Annotated in this window: 12 protein-coding genes, 1 rRNA gene and 1 pseudogene; 2 read left to right on the top strand and 12 right to left on the bottom strand. The window is 74.2% G+C overall.

Translation table 11 applies throughout. The annotated features are described in order from the left end of the window. Positions 1-170: 170 nt before the first annotated feature. The 6 genes and pseudogenes from ACWDNY_RS23625 to ACWDNY_RS23600 all read right to left on the bottom strand — a co-directional run bounded on the left by ACWDNY_RS23625 (position 171) and on the right by ACWDNY_RS23600 (position 4,965). Entirely contained in the window at positions 171-560 is a 390-nt protein-coding gene (locus ACWDNY_RS23625; RefSeq protein ID WP_451647789.1) for a signal peptidase I, read from the bottom strand. 187 nt (positions 561-747) lie between these two features. Then, positions 748-966, bottom strand: a pseudogene (locus tag ACWDNY_RS23620) (hypothetical protein); the annotation flags it as partial. Between the two features lie 79 nt (positions 967-1,045). Beyond that, positions 1,046-2,788: a DNA repair protein RecN gene (gene recN / locus ACWDNY_RS23615; RefSeq protein ID WP_451647788.1), complete on the bottom strand. Its 1,743-nt coding sequence runs from the start codon at positions 2,786-2,788 to the stop codon at positions 1,046-1,048. Between the two features lie 125 nt (positions 2,789-2,913). Continuing rightward, on the bottom strand, positions 2,914-3,819 hold the full coding sequence (locus ACWDNY_RS23610) for an NAD kinase (protein WP_451647787.1): 906 nt from the start codon (positions 3,817-3,819) through the stop codon (positions 2,914-2,916). Further along, on the bottom strand, positions 3,816-4,631 hold the full coding sequence (locus ACWDNY_RS23605; protein WP_451647786.1) for a TlyA family RNA methyltransferase: 816 nt from the start codon (positions 4,629-4,631) through the stop codon (positions 3,816-3,818). Before ACWDNY_RS23605 ends, ACWDNY_RS23610 begins: the two co-directional genes overlap by 4 nt. Before the next feature lie 7 nt (positions 4,632-4,638). Further along, the gene (locus ACWDNY_RS23600) at positions 4,639-4,965 is read right to left on the bottom strand and encodes a hypothetical protein (protein ID WP_451647785.1); all 327 of its coding nucleotides are present in this window, start codon (positions 4,963-4,965) and stop codon (positions 4,639-4,641) included. 42 nt (positions 4,966-5,007) lie between these two features. Here ACWDNY_RS23600 and ACWDNY_RS23595 point away from each other — a divergent pair, with 42 nt between their 5' ends. Next, positions 5,008-5,355: a sterol-binding protein gene (locus ACWDNY_RS23595; RefSeq protein ID WP_451647784.1), complete on the top strand. Its 348-nt coding sequence runs from the start codon at positions 5,008-5,010 to the stop codon at positions 5,353-5,355. A 69-nt stretch (positions 5,356-5,424) separates the two neighbouring features. Here ACWDNY_RS23595 and ACWDNY_RS23590 read toward each other — a convergent pair whose 3' ends face one another. From ACWDNY_RS23590 to ACWDNY_RS23575, 4 genes are all read right to left on the bottom strand, one after another. Beyond that, on the bottom strand, positions 5,425-6,315 hold the full coding sequence (locus ACWDNY_RS23590; protein ID WP_451647783.1) for an ABC transporter ATP-binding protein: 891 nt from the start codon (positions 6,313-6,315) through the stop codon (positions 5,425-5,427). Beyond that, complete coding sequence (locus ACWDNY_RS23585; protein WP_451647782.1) at positions 6,312-7,385, bottom strand: FecCD family ABC transporter permease; 1,074 nt, start codon at positions 7,383-7,385, stop codon at positions 6,312-6,314. The genes ACWDNY_RS23590 and ACWDNY_RS23585 overlap by 4 nt, the downstream gene beginning before the upstream one ends. Then, a complete protein-coding gene (locus ACWDNY_RS23580) occupies positions 7,382-8,425 on the bottom strand; it encodes a FecCD family ABC transporter permease (protein ID WP_451647781.1) in 1,044 nt (347 codons plus the stop codon). The genes ACWDNY_RS23585 and ACWDNY_RS23580 overlap by 4 nt, the downstream gene beginning before the upstream one ends. Positions 8,426-8,737: 312 nt before the next feature. Continuing rightward, complete coding sequence (locus ACWDNY_RS23575; protein ID WP_451647780.1) at positions 8,738-9,766, bottom strand: HAD hydrolase-like protein; 1,029 nt, start codon at positions 9,764-9,766, stop codon at positions 8,738-8,740. 73 nt (positions 9,767-9,839) lie between these two features. On the opposite strand from ACWDNY_RS23575, the gene ACWDNY_RS23570 reads away from it, so the two are divergent. After that, the gene (locus tag ACWDNY_RS23570; RefSeq protein ID WP_451647779.1) at positions 9,840-11,135 is read left to right on the top strand and encodes a DUF1015 domain-containing protein; all 1,296 of its coding nucleotides are present in this window, start codon (positions 9,840-9,842) and stop codon (positions 11,133-11,135) included. Between the two features lie 96 nt (positions 11,136-11,231). Here ACWDNY_RS23570 and ACWDNY_RS23565 read toward each other — a convergent pair whose 3' ends face one another. Continuing rightward, positions 11,232-11,960 carry a hypothetical protein gene (locus ACWDNY_RS23565; protein ID WP_451647808.1) on the bottom strand — a complete coding sequence of 243 codons (729 nt, stop codon included), beginning with the start codon at positions 11,958-11,960 and terminating at the stop codon, positions 11,232-11,234. Positions 11,961-13,268: 1,308 nt separating this feature from the next. After that, a 5S ribosomal RNA gene (rrf, locus tag ACWDNY_RS23560) occupies positions 13,269-13,359 on the bottom strand; the annotation flags it as partial.

Raw genomic sequence — 13,359 nt, 5'->3', positions numbered from 1 at the left:
TGCACGGAAGGATTCCTAGCGCGGATCAACCCCACTCGGTCGAGTACGGCATCAACCGCTTCGACGCACCGGGCTGTGACTACCAGATGCGGCAACCTCGCGGTTCGCCACAAGGCTGCCGTCCTCGTCGCCGCGATCACCGATCGGCTTTGACCACCGCGCCTTCGCGGTCAGGCCTGCAGTCCCGCCTGATCCTTCTCCGCTACTGCGTAGCCGGGCACGGACGGCCACCGGACGGTCAGCACCACCGACTCTTCCTCCGCGAACCATGAATGGTCGACTCCGCGCCCCCACACGACGTAGTCGCCCTGCTGTTCCAGAAGAACGCTGCGGCTGGGGAGTTCAACGCGGAAGCGACCGCTGATAAGAACCAGGAGAGCTGTGCGTGCCTCGCCCTTCACCCACTGAGCTCGCTCATCGCCACGAGGGTGGACGCCCCATTTGATCTCCACGGCATCGCTGTGCCGCGGATCGCCAAGATCCTTGAAGTGCCCGAGAAGCCATCCCCGGTCCACTGCTGCATCCTTACCCGCGTTGCCCACGTACACGCTGTCATTCACGGGGCCGGATCCTAAGGGTTGTCCCGTAACGATCACGCAGGATGGAGTCGCAGTCGGTGATCGACCGGCTGCGGAGTCAGTCAAGGCCGGTTGCCCATGCCGTCAGCGTGGCGAAGTCGTCGATGGCAAGGCCGCATCGGGGGTCGACCCGATGCAGTAGGGCGGGACCGTCCGTGGAGCCTCCCCCACCGGCGCCGGCCACGTCGTCGTAGGCGCCGCAGGCACCGGCGGCCGGCACGGCGAGACCGGCGGCCGGCCGCACCCGGGCCGCCCCGGCCGCGGCCGCCACGGCCACCGCGGGACCGGCGCAGAGCCCGACGGTCCGCCCTGCGTGGTTGCGCCGCTCCCACCGGCCGCGGCCGCCGGGCGCCGCGGCCCGCAGGACGGCCGTCCCGGCACGGGTCAGGACGGCGGCGGAGGCGGCGGCGTGGTGGTGGTGGTGGTGGCACGAGTGATCATGGCGCCACCCTACGGACCCGCGGCCGCTACCTGTCCGCGCGGGCGGTGGCCAGCAGTTCCTCGGCGTGCGCGCGGGCCGTCTGCGAGTCCTCCTGGCCCGCCAGCATGCGCGACAGCTCCCGGATGCGGTCCTCGCCCTCGAGCACCTTCACCCCGGACCTGGTCACCGACCCGTCGTTGGTCTTCTCCACGAGCAGCTGCCGGTCGGCGAAGGCGGCCACCTGCGGCAGGTGGGTGACCACCACGACCTGAGCGGTCTTCGCCAGCTTGGCCAGGCGCCGCCCGATCTCCACGGCCGCCTTGCCACCGACGCCCGCGTCGACCTCGTCGAACAGGTACGTCGGCACCGGGTCCGTGCCCGCGAACACGACCTCGACCGCCAGCATCACCCGCGACAGCTCACCGCCCGAGGCGCCCTTGGCGATCGGCCGCGGCGGCGCCCCCGGGTGCGGGGCGAGGAGCAGCTCCACCTCGTCGGCGCCGGAGGGCCCGTAGGCGACGGTGCGCCCGCCGACCTCGACGCCCTCGGGATCCTCCGTCTGCCGGATGTCGAACGACACGCGGGCGTGCGGCATGGCGAGCGAGGCCAGCTCGGCGGTCACGGCGGCCGCGAACCGCTCGGCGGCCTCCGTCCGGGCGTCCGTCAGCGCCTGCGCCAGCGCGCCCAGCTCGGAGCGCAGCGCGTCCCGCTCGGCGGTCAGCTCCCCGATCCGCTCGTCGTCGCCCTCGAGTTCCGTCAGCCGCGCGGCACTTCGCTCGGCCCACGCGAGCACGGCGGCGACGTCCTCGCCGTACTTGCGCGTCAGCGCGGTCAGCGCGGCCCGCCGCTCCTCGACGGCCGCGAGCCGCAGCGGATCGGCGTCCAGGTCGTCGGCGTAGCCCGCCAGCTCCCCGGCGACGTCGCCCAGCAGGATCCCGATCTCCCCGATCCGGTCGGTCAGCGCGGCGAGGGCCGGATCGTGCGACCGCACGGCCTCCAGCGCCCGCTGGGCGCCCGCGACGAGGGTCGCCGCGTCGATGCCCTCGGGGTCCTCCGGGTTGCCCGCGAGAGCGGCGTGCGCGGCCGTCGCGGCGGAGGACAGGGCCTCCGCGTGCCCCAGCCGCTCGGCCTCCTCGGCCAGTTCCGCGTCCTCGCCGGTCCGCGGCTCGACGGCCGCGATCTCGTCGAGGCCGAAGCGCAGCAGGTCGGCCTCCTGGGCCCGCTCACGCGCCCGCGTGGTGATCTCCTCCAGCTCCGTGGAGACCGCGCGCAGGCGCCGGTAGGCCTCGGCGTACTTCGCCAGCGGGCCGGCCACCGCGTCCCCGGCGTACCGGTCCAGTGCCTGCCGCTGCCGGGACAGCTTCAGCAGGCCCTGCTGGTCGGTCTGCCCGTGCACCGCGACCAGCTCGTCGGCGAGCTCCGACAGCAGCCCCACGGGCACGCTGCGCCCGCCCAGGTGCGCCCGCGAGCGCCCCTCGGCGGAAACGGTACGGCTGACCAGCAGCGCCCCGTCGTCCAGCTCCGCGCCGGCCTCCTCCGCCCGTACGACGGCGGCGGAGTCCGCGGGCACGGTGAGCCGCCCCTCCACGACCGCGTTCCTGGCCCCGATCCGGACGAGCGCCGCGTCCGCGCGCCCGCCCAGCAGCAGTCCCAGGCTCGTGACCACCATGGTCTTGCCCGCACCCGTCTCACCCGTGACGGCGGTGAAGCCGGGCGACAACTCGACGACAGCGTCGTCGATCACACCGAGCGACCGTATCCGCATCTCCTCCAACACGTCCCCGACCATACGAGGTTTTGCCCGCGCTGTGCGACGCGCCCCACCCGACCGGGGAAGGCGCACGTCAGTGCCCACGGACGGTTTCCGCACGGCCACGGTGCGCCGCCGCGGGGAGCGCGGCCGCCGGACAGGCCCTAGTGCGGCGCCCCCCGCCACCCCGAGACCGGCAGCGCGAACTTCGCGACCAGCCGGTCCGTGAACGAGGCGTGGTGCAGCCGGGCCAGTCGCACCGGCACCGCGCCCCGCCGCACCTCGACCCGCGCCCCCGGCGGCAGCTCGACGGTCCGCCGCCCGTCGCACCACAGGACGCCCGGCGGGACGTGCGGCAGGACCTCCACCGCCAGAACGGAGTCCGGCGACGTCACCAGCGGCTTGGCGAAGAGGGCGTGCGCCGAGATGGGCACCATCAGCAGCGCCTCCACCTCCGGCCACACCACGGGCCCGCCCGCCGAGAACGCGTACGCGGTCGACCCGGTCGGCGTCGCGCACACGATCCCGTCGCAGCCGAAGCCGGTGACCGGCCGCCCGTCGATCTCCAGCACCACCTCGAGCATCCGCTCGGCGGACACCTTCTGCACGGCCGCCTCGTTCAGGGCCCAGTCCGTGTGCACGATGTCGCCGTTGCGGTGCACGACCACGTCGACGGTCATGCGCTCCTCGACCTCGTACGCCCGGGACACCACACGGTCGACGACCTTGTCGAGGTCGTCCCGCTCGGCCTCGGCGAGGAACCCGACGCGCCCGAGGTTGACGCCGAGCATCGGCACCCCGGAGGCACGCGCGAACTCGGCGCCGCGCAGCAGCGTGCCGTCACCGCCGAGGACGATCAGCAGTTCGCATCCGTCCAGGCACTGCGGAGTGGCCTCCTTGACCAGCTCCACCTCGTCCGGCAGCGGCAGGTCGCGCGCCTCGGCCTCCAGGACGCGTACGCCGATGCCCCAGCGCAGCAGCCCCTTGACCACGAGCTCGGCACTGCGGATGGCCGCCGGCCGCCCGGTGTGGGCCAGCAGGAAAACGGTACGAGCTTGGCTCTGTGTCAACGCGGCCCCTCCGCCACTGCACGGTCGATGTCGGCCGGGTCCGGTTCGGGAGCGCCGGCCCGCAGCCAGAGAAAGTATTCGACATTGCCCGAGGGCCCGGGCAGCGGACTGGCGGTGACGCCGTTCACACCCAGCCCGAGACCCCACGCCTTCGCGGCCACGGCCCGCACCGCCTCGGCGCGCAGCTCGGGGCTGCGGACCACGCCGCCACTGCCCAGCCGCTCCCTGCCCACCTCGAACTGCGGCTTGACCATCATCACCAGGTCCGCGTCCGGCTTCGTGCACCCGACCAGGGCGGGCAGCACCAGGCCGAGCGGGATGAAGGACAGATCCCCCACCACAAGATCCACAGGCTCCCCATCGATCGCCTCGATCGTCAACTCGCGTACGTTCGTACGGTCCTTGACGGTGACGCGTTCATCGTTCCGCAGGGACCAGGCGAGTTGTCCGTATCCGACGTCGACGGCGACGACGTGTGCGGCTCCGGCCCGCAGCAGGACGTCGGTGAAGCCCCCGGTGGACGCGCCCGCGTCCAGCGCCCGCCGTCCCTCGACGGCCAGCCCCCGCGGGACGAAGGCCGCGAGGGCGCCGGCGAGCTTGTGGCCGCCCCGGGAGACGTAGTCGGGGTCGCTGTCGTCGGCGGCGACGACGATGGCGGCGGCGGTCTCCACCTGCGTGGCCGGCTTGGTCGCGACGGTCTTGCCGACGGTGACCCGCCCGGCGGCGATCAGCTGGCCGGCGTGCTCGCGCGAGCGTGCGAGCTTCCGGCGGACCAGCTCCGCGTCGAGACGGCGGCGTGCGACTCCTGCCACGTTCGGTTCAGCTCCTGTTGTCGAGTGGTCGTGGGGGCACCGGAGGTCCCGGGCGGGCGTCGAGCGCGGTCAGCGCGTCGCGCAGTCCCCTGTGTACATCCTCGTACACCTCCACGTGACCGTCCGTGGCGAGGTGGTCGGCATCGCCGAGCCGCTCCAGGGCCGCGTCGACGTCGGCGTCGCCGGTGGGGGTGCGGGACACGTTCAGGGGGGCGGGAGCGGAGGGGTCGTACTCCGGGCCGTGGTCCGGGTCGTGCTCCGGTGCGGCCGGAACACCCGGTTCCAGGGGCGTCGCCTCCTCCGCGACCGCGCCCTCGGGCACAGAGTCGCTCATGCCCCGACGCTACCTCGAAGCCCCGGGGTACCGTCGGTTGCGATGGCGACGACAGAGGAGTGCCGCGCCGCGCTGGAGCGGCTTTCGGACAGCATGCGGGGCGCCGAGGGGGACGTCCGCGCGGCGGCCTCCCTCGACCGCTCCGTGACCTGCTGGATCACCGACCTCGACATCACCTTCGTCGGACGTCTCACCGGCGGGCGCATCGAGGTGCACGACACCCTGCGGGGGCGGCCGCGGACACGGGCCCAGATCCGGCTGGCCATGACCGGCGACGACCTGGTCGCGCTGGTCGGGGGGCACCTGCACTTCGCCAACGCCTGGGGGGCGGGCAGGGTCAGGCTGGAGGCCGGCCTGATGGACCTGTTCCGGCTGCGGAAACTGCTCTAGCGGTCGCCCGGTCACGCCGGCCGGGCCCGCGGGAGACCACCCCGCCACCGCCGCCCGGGCCGGCCGCCGTCAGCCGGCGGTGGCGGCCCCTTCGGCGGGCACCCGGGCGCGGGCCCTGCGCGCCGCGGGCACCACCAGCGGCGTCCCCGTCTCGGGATCGTCGATGACCTGGCAGCGCAGCCCGAACACCTCCTGCACCAGCTCCGCCGTGACGACGTCCCCCGGCGCGCCCTCGGCGACGACCCGGCCGGCGCGCAGGGCGATGAGGTGGGTGGCGTACCGGGCGGCGTGGTTGAGGTCGTGCAGGACGGCCACCAGCGTGCGCCCGTGCTCCTCGTGCAGCTCGGCGCACAGGTCGAGCACGTCGATCTGGTGCTGGATGTCGAGATAGGTGGTCGGCTCGTCCAGCAGCAGCAGCGGTGTCTGCTGGGCGAGCGCCATCGCGATCCACACCCGCTGCCGCTGTCCCCCGGACAGCTCGTCGACGTAGCGGTCGGCCAGTCCGGCCACGCCGGTCCGCTCCATCGACTCCTGGACGACCCGCTCGTCCTGCGCCGACCACTGCCGAAGGATCCCCTGGTGCGGGTAGCGGCCGCGGCCCACCAGGTCGCCGACCGTGATGCCGTCCGGTGCGACGGACGACTGCGGCAGCAGGCCCAGCGTGCGGGCGGCCTTCTTCGCGGGCATCGACTGGATGACCTGCCCGTCCAGCAGCACCCGGCCCTCGGTCGGCCTGAGCATCCGCGACAGCGCCCGCAGCAGGGTGGACTTGCCGCACGCGTTCGGGCCGACGATCACGGTGAAGGAGTTGTCGGGGATGTCCACCGACAGCTGCTCGGCGATGACGCGCCGGTCGTAGGCGAGGGTGACGTTGTCGGCGGACAGACGGTTCACGGTGCTCCTTCGGTTGTCCGGTCCGCCGCGGACAGCGGCGGCGCTCGGCGGGTGGGCCCCGCTCATACCCGGCCGGCCCGGCGCTCGGCGGCCAGGAGCCACAGCAGGTACGCCCCGCCGAGCACGCCGGTGACCACGCCCACGGGGAGCCGGTCGGCGCCGAACGCCCGCTGGGAGACCCAGTCGGCGGTGACCAGCAGGGCGGCGCCCATGCACAGGGACGGCACCAGGTTCGGCCCGGGCGAGGAGGTCAGGCGCCGGGCCAGCTGCGGTGCGGTCAGGGCGACGAAGGCGACCGGGCCGGTGGCGGCGGTTGCGGCCGCGGTGAGCAGTACGGCGGCCGCCGTCAGCAGCAGCCGCACCCGTTCGACGCGGACCCCGAGGGCGCTCGCGACGTCGTCGCCCATCTCCGTCATCCGCAGGTCGCGGGCGCGGACCAGGACGAGCGGGACGAGCACGGCGCACACCGCGAGCAGCGGCCGGACCTGGTCCCAGTCACGGCCGTCGAGGGAGCCGGTCATCCATACCACCGCACGCGCCGCGTCCACGAAGTCGGCCTGGGTGATGAGGTAGCCGTTGACCGCGGTGACCACCGCGCAGACGCCGATGCCGACGAGCACCAGCCGGTAGCCGTGCACGCCCTGTTTCCAGGCGAGCAGGTAGATGGCGAGTCCGGTGACCACACCGCCCACCAGCGCGCCGGCGGTGACCGCGGTGGCGCTGCCGGAGAAGAGCACGATCACGGTCAGCGCACCGGCCGTCGCCCCCTGGGTGAGGCCGAGGACGTCCGGGCTGCCCAGCGGGTTGCGGGAGACGCACTGGAACAGCGCGCCCGCGAGCCCCAGGCAGGCACCGGCGAGGAGCCCGACGAGGACGCGCGGCAGACGCAGTTCGCGGACGATGAACTCCTGGCCCGCCTCGCCCCGGCCGGTGAGCGTCCTCAGCACGTCGGAGGCCGGGATCGGAAAGTCGCCTGTGCCGATCAGGGCGACGCCCGCGACTAGCGCGGCGAGCAGGAGCAGCAGGACGACGGCCGAGGCCCGCGCGTCCAGACGGACGGAGAGGCCACCCGGGGCGCGCAGCGCGCGCACCCCACGCGGGGAACGGGCGGACGGGTTCGAGCGGATGGTCTTCACAGCTGCGTCGTCCTCCGCCGCCGTACGAGCAGGATGAACACCGGACCGCCGAGGATCGCGGTGACGACACCGACCTGCACCTCGGCGGGCCGGGCGACGATCCGCCCGAGCACGTCCGCGCCGAGCAGCAGCACCGGCGACAGAACCGCGGCGTACGGCAGGATCCACCGCAGATCGGGCCCGGTGAAGGAGCGGACGGCGTGCGGCACCATCAGCCCGACGAAGACGATCGGCCCGCAGGCCGCGGTCGCGGCCCCGCACAGCACCGTCGCGGCGAGCATCGCGAGCGCCCGGGTCCGGTTCAGGTCGGCGCCGAGGGCCCGGGCGGTGTCGTCGCCCAGCGCCAGCGCGTTGAGCGGCCGGGCCAGCAGCACGGCGAGGACCGTGCCGGCCGCGAGGAACGGCAGCACCTGCTCGATCGTCGTGCCGGTGGCCGAGGCCAGCGAGCCGACGGTCCAGAAGCGCATCGTGCCGAGCGCCGCGCCGTCCGTGATCATGACGGCCTGCAGATAGCCGTAGAGCGCGGCGCTGACGGCGGTGCCCGCCAGCGCGAGCCGGACGGGGGTGGCGCCCCGGCTGCCGCCGAGGAACCACACCAGCGCGCCCACCGCGGCCGCGCCCAGGAAGGCGAACCAGACGTAGCCGCTCAGGCTGGTGACGCCGAAGCAGGTCAGGGCGGTGACGACCGCCGCCGAGGCGCCGGCGTTGATGCCGAGCAGGCCGGGTTCCGCCAGCGGATTGCGCGTCAGCGCCTGCAGTACGGCCCCGGACAGGCCGAGCGCCGCCCCGGCGAGCAGGCCGAGGACGGTCCGCGACAGCCGCTCGCCGACCACGACGTCGCCGTACGTCCCCGAGTCCTCGAACAGGCCGTGCCAGACCTGGGCCAGGGACAGCTCCTTCGCCCCGATCGCGATGCTCGCCAGGGTGGCGAGCGCCAGGACGGCGACGGAGGCGAGGAGGCCGAGGGCTCGTATCGCCCGACGGTTCGGCGGTGCCGCGGCCGTCGCCGCGCGCTTCTCTGGAGGACTGTCGACCAACACCAGGTTAGGTTAGCCTACCCTCCACTCGCGGCTCCATGGCGCATGTCCGGGCTCCCCAGGCGCGGCGGACACGGTCTCGGGGTCAGCGGGCTGCCCCGCCGGGGCGGCCGAGCGCTCACTGGGCCGCCGCCGCGGCCAGGGAACCGCCCGCTGCCCCGCCGGGCCCGCCGTTCGCCGCGAGACCCCTCCGCGCACCCCGGCCGCTGTTCCGGCCGCCCCGGCACACCGGGACGCCGACCCCGGCGTGCCGGGCCGGCACCGAGACGGAGCACCGCGTGGGGGACCACCCCGGCGACGGGCCCCGCCCCGGTCTCACAGGGCCAGTCGGGCCAGTGCCTTCTCCCCGTCCAGCTCGCACACTCCGTCACCGGCAGCCGTCCACGCCGCCGCGCACAGGGCCCGCAGCCCGTCCAGCGCCTCACCGTTCCCGTCCAGCTCCAGCCGCTGCGGGCCCGCCGTCGCCGTCCAGCCGCCGCACCGGAAGCCGTGCTGCTCGACGGTGATCTCCGGCTGCCGGGTGAGCAGACCACGCAGGTCGGCGTCGATGTACGTCGGCCGGTGCCGCGGCGGCGCCGCGAGCAGCCGCGCGGCGTCGGTCACCCCGGTCAGCACGAGCAGAGAGTCGACGCCGCCGTTGCACGCGCCCTCGATGTCCGTGTCGAGCCGGTCCCCGACCACCAGCGGCCGCCGTGCCCCGGTACGCAGGATCGTCTCGCGGTGCATGGGCGGCAGCGGCTTGCCCGCGACCTGCGGTTCCGCTCCCGTGGTGAGCCGGACCACCTCGACGGCGGCGCCGTTGCCGGGCGCGATGCCCCGGGCGCTCGGAATGGTGAGGTCGGTGTTGGAGGCGTACCACGGCACCCCCCGCGCGATGGCGTAGCACGCCTCCGCGAACCGCCCCCAGCCCATGTCCGGCCCGCCGTAGCCCTGCACGACCGCCACCGGGTCGTCGTCGGCCGTCTCCACCGGCTCCAGACCGCGCTCGCGCAGGGCCACCCGCAGACCCTCCCCGCCCACGACGAGGATCCGCGACCCCTCCGGCACCTGATCGGCGATCAGCCGGGCCACCGCCTGCGCCGAGGTCACGACGTCGCCGGCCTGCGCAGGTATCCCCAGCTCCGTGAGGTGCCCGGCCACGGCGTCCGGCGTGCGCAGCGCGTTGTTGGTGACGTACGCCAGGTGCATGCCGGCCTCCCGGGCCGTACCCAGGGACTCGGCGGCGTGGGCGATCGCCTCCCCGCCCGCGTACACCACGCCGTCCAGGTCGAGCAGGGCCGTGTCGTATGCCTCGTGCAGGGCCTGCTCACTGCCCTCGGGCCTCGTCCTGACGCCCTGGCTCATGGTGCATCTCTCCTCGAATCGCCGACTTTCCCCCGATCATCCCCCATGGCCGCGGCCCACGTACGATGCCGGGATGAACACTGCAGGTCACTCGCCGGCAACGACGCGCCGAGGCCTCGAACTCACCCCGTTCCGGGGCCTGCGCTACGACCCCGACCGGGTCGGCAGCCTGGCTGCAGTGACGTCGCCGCCGTACGACGTCGTCGTACGGCCCGACGGTCTGCACCACCTGGAGTCCGCCGACCCCCACAACATCGTCCGCCTGATCCTCCCGCAGGACGGAACCCCCGGCGCCCGCAACGAGCAGGCCGCGGACACCCTGCGCCACTGGCTGGCCGAGGGCGTCCTGACCGCCGACCCCGAGCCCGGGCTGTACGTCTACGAACAGTGCGACGGCGACGGTCTGCTGCAACGCGGCCTCATCGGCGCCCTGCGCGTGTCGGACCCGGCGGAGGGCGTGGTCCTGCCGCACGAGGACGTCATGCCCCACGTGGTCGCGGAGCGCGCCGGCCTGATGCGCGCCACACGCGCGAACCTCGAGCCCCTGCTCCTGACCTACCGCGGCGACGGCGACCCGGCCGCCGCCACGGCGATGATCGTCGAGCGCACCGCCCAGCAGACGCCGCTGCTGTCGACGACCACCGAGGACGGCTTCAGCCACCGCCTGTGGTCGATCACCGACCCCGCCTACCTGGCCCGCGTCCAGGAGGACCTCGCCCGGCACCAGGCGCTGATCGCCGACGGCCACCACCGCTGGGCCACCTACCGGCAGCTCCGGGCGGAGCAGCCCTCCCCCGGGCCCTGGGACCACGGGCTGGTCCTCCTCGTCGACACGGCCCGCTACCCGCTCCGCGTCCGCGCCATCCACCGCCTGCTGCACGGGCTGCCGGTCGCGGACGCGCTGGCCGCGCTCGGCGGGCAGTTCCGCGTGCGTCACCTCGACGTCTCGCTCGCGAAAGCCCTGCAGGCCCTCACGGACGCGGCCGCCGCGGGCAACGCCTTCCTGCTCGCCGGGGACGGCGCCTTCCACCTCGTGGACCGGCCGGACCCCGACCTGCTGGCCCGCACGGTCCCCGCGGACCGCCCCGCCGCCTGGCGCACGCTGGACGCGACGGTCCTGCACGCGACGCTCCTGGACCACGTGTGGCGCATCCCCGAGGACTCCCCGGCCCATATCGCCTACATCCACGACACCGAGGCGACGGTGCGCAAGGCCGAACGCGACGGAGGCACGGCGGTCCTCCTGCACCCGGTCCGCGAGGAGATCGTGCGGGACCTGGCCCGGCAGGGGGTCATGATGCCCCGCAAGTCGACGTCGTTCGGCCCCAAGCCGGCGTCGGGACTGGTGCTGCGCGCCCTGGACGTCTGACCGGGGACGCCGGAGCCACCCGGGCCCACGAACGCCGCACCGAACGCAGGAGGGCAGGACCCCACGGGGTCCTGCCCTCCTGCTCACGGCGCGACGTCAGTCCTCGTCGGTCTCCTCGGAGGTCTCCGCGGACCGCTCCTCGGTGTCGTCCAGCGCGTCGACGAACTCGACGCCGTCCAGCTCGGCCAGCCGGTCCGAGGCGTCCGTGGTGCCGTCCCGGTCGGCCTCCGCCGTCTTCGCGAACCACTCCCGTGCCTCGGCCTCCCGGCCGGCGGCGAGCAGGGCGTCGGCGTAGGCGTAGCGCAGACGGGCGGTCCACGGCTGCACGGAGTTCGAGGCCAGCTCGGGGCTCTGCAGCGTCACGATGGCCGCATCGAGCTGACCCATGTCGCGTCGGGCGCCGGCCGCGACGAGCCGCATCTCGACCTGGCCCGCCTTGTCGAGCTTGTGCACCTCGGGGGCCCCGGCCATGTCCAGGGCCTTCTCCGGCCGTCCGAGCCCGCGCTCGCAGTCGGCCATGACGGGCCACAGGTCGGTGTTGCCGGTCATGCGACGGGCCGCCCGGAACTCCGCGAGCGCCTCGCCGTACTTCTGGCAGGCGTACGCGGCGAACCCGGCCGCCTCGCGCACGGCGGCGACGCGCGACGCCAGCCGCAGGGCGACCCTGGAGTAGCCGTAGGCACCCTCGGGGTCCTCGTCGATGAGCCGGGCGACCATCACCAGGTTCCTGGCGACGTCCTCCGCGAGCGTCTTCGGCAGGCTCTGCAGCTCCTGCCGGACGTCCTTGTCGATCTCCTCGCCGGTGACGTCCTGCGGGATGGGCAGCCGCTTGATCGGCTCGCGGTCCCGGTCCCTCTCGTCCTGGAACCGGCCACCGCCACGCCGGTCGTCCCGGCCGCGGAAGCCGCCGGGACGGCCACCCCGCTCGTCCCGGCGAGGACCGCGTCCACCGCGGTCGTCCCGGCCACGGAACCCACCGCGGTCACCGTCTCGACGGTCGTCACGGCGGAAGGACGGACGGTCGTCGTCACGCCGGTAGGACGGACGGTCGTCGTCACGCCGGTGGGAGGAACGGCTGTCGTCACGCCGGTGGGAGGAACGGTCGTCGTCACGCCGGTGGGAGGGGCGCTCGTCGTCGCGACGGTAGGAGGAACGGTCGTCGTCACGGCGGTAGGACGGACGGCTGTCGTCGCGACGGTGGGACGGACGGTCGCTGTCGCGACGGTGGGAGGAACGGTCGTCGTCACGACGGTATGACGGACGGTCATCGTCACGACGGTAGGACGGACGGTCGCTGTCGCGACGGTAGCCGCCTCGGTCGTGGCGGTCGCCGTCACGCCGGTCGTCCCGCCGGTAGGCGGGGCGGTCACTGTCGCGGCGATCGTCACGGCGTCCGTAACCGCTGCGCTCGCCCCGGCTGTCACCCCGGTTGTCACCCCGGCTGTCGTCGCGGCGATAGCCCCCGCGCTCGGGCCGCTCCGGCCGGTCGTCCCGGTCGCGGCGGAAGCCCCGGTCGCGGTCGTCCCGCCGGCCGTAGCCACCGCGCTCGTCGTCCCGCCGGAAGCCACGACGGTCGTCCCGCCGCTCCCCGCGGTCGTCACGGCGGTCGTCGCGTCGGACGAAGCCCCCGCGGTCGCCGTCCCGGCGGTCATCGCGTCGGTCGTCCCGGCGGTCGTCCCGTCGATAGGCAGGACGGTCCCCCTCGCGGCGGGCGCCGCGGTCGCGGTCGTCGCGGCGCCCGTAGCCCCCGCGGTCGCCCTCGCGCCGGTCGTCACGGCGGTCGTCACGGCGGAAACCACCACGGTCGCCACGCTCCTCGTGCCGGCGGTCGTCACGACGACCGTATCCGCCACGGTCCTGGCCGCCACGGTCGGAGCCGCCACGGTCCTGGCCTCCGCGGTCGCCGGCGCGGCGGGGGGCACCCCGGTATCCGCCCCGGTCACCGCGGTCACCACCGTCCCGGCGACGCTGATCGCGCTCCGGACGCTCGTCGGGAGAGTTGGTGGACATCGGTGACTCCTTCTTCTGTACCGCACAGTCGTGTTCGCGCGCCGGGTACCCGGTGCGCTGGAGAAAAACAAAAGGACCCCTGGTCCCAGCTGAACGCTGGCGACCAGGGGTCCTCCAAGAATTGTTCGGCGGCGTCCTACTCTCCCACAGGGTCCCCCCTGCAGTACCATCGGCGCTGTAAGGCTTAGCTTCCGGGTTCGGAATGTAACCGGGC

Source organism: Streptomyces sp. NPDC003697 (genome assembly GCF_053587115.1).
Note: the sequence above shows the minus strand (reverse complement) of the source record. Positions and strands in the feature narration are given on the sequence as shown.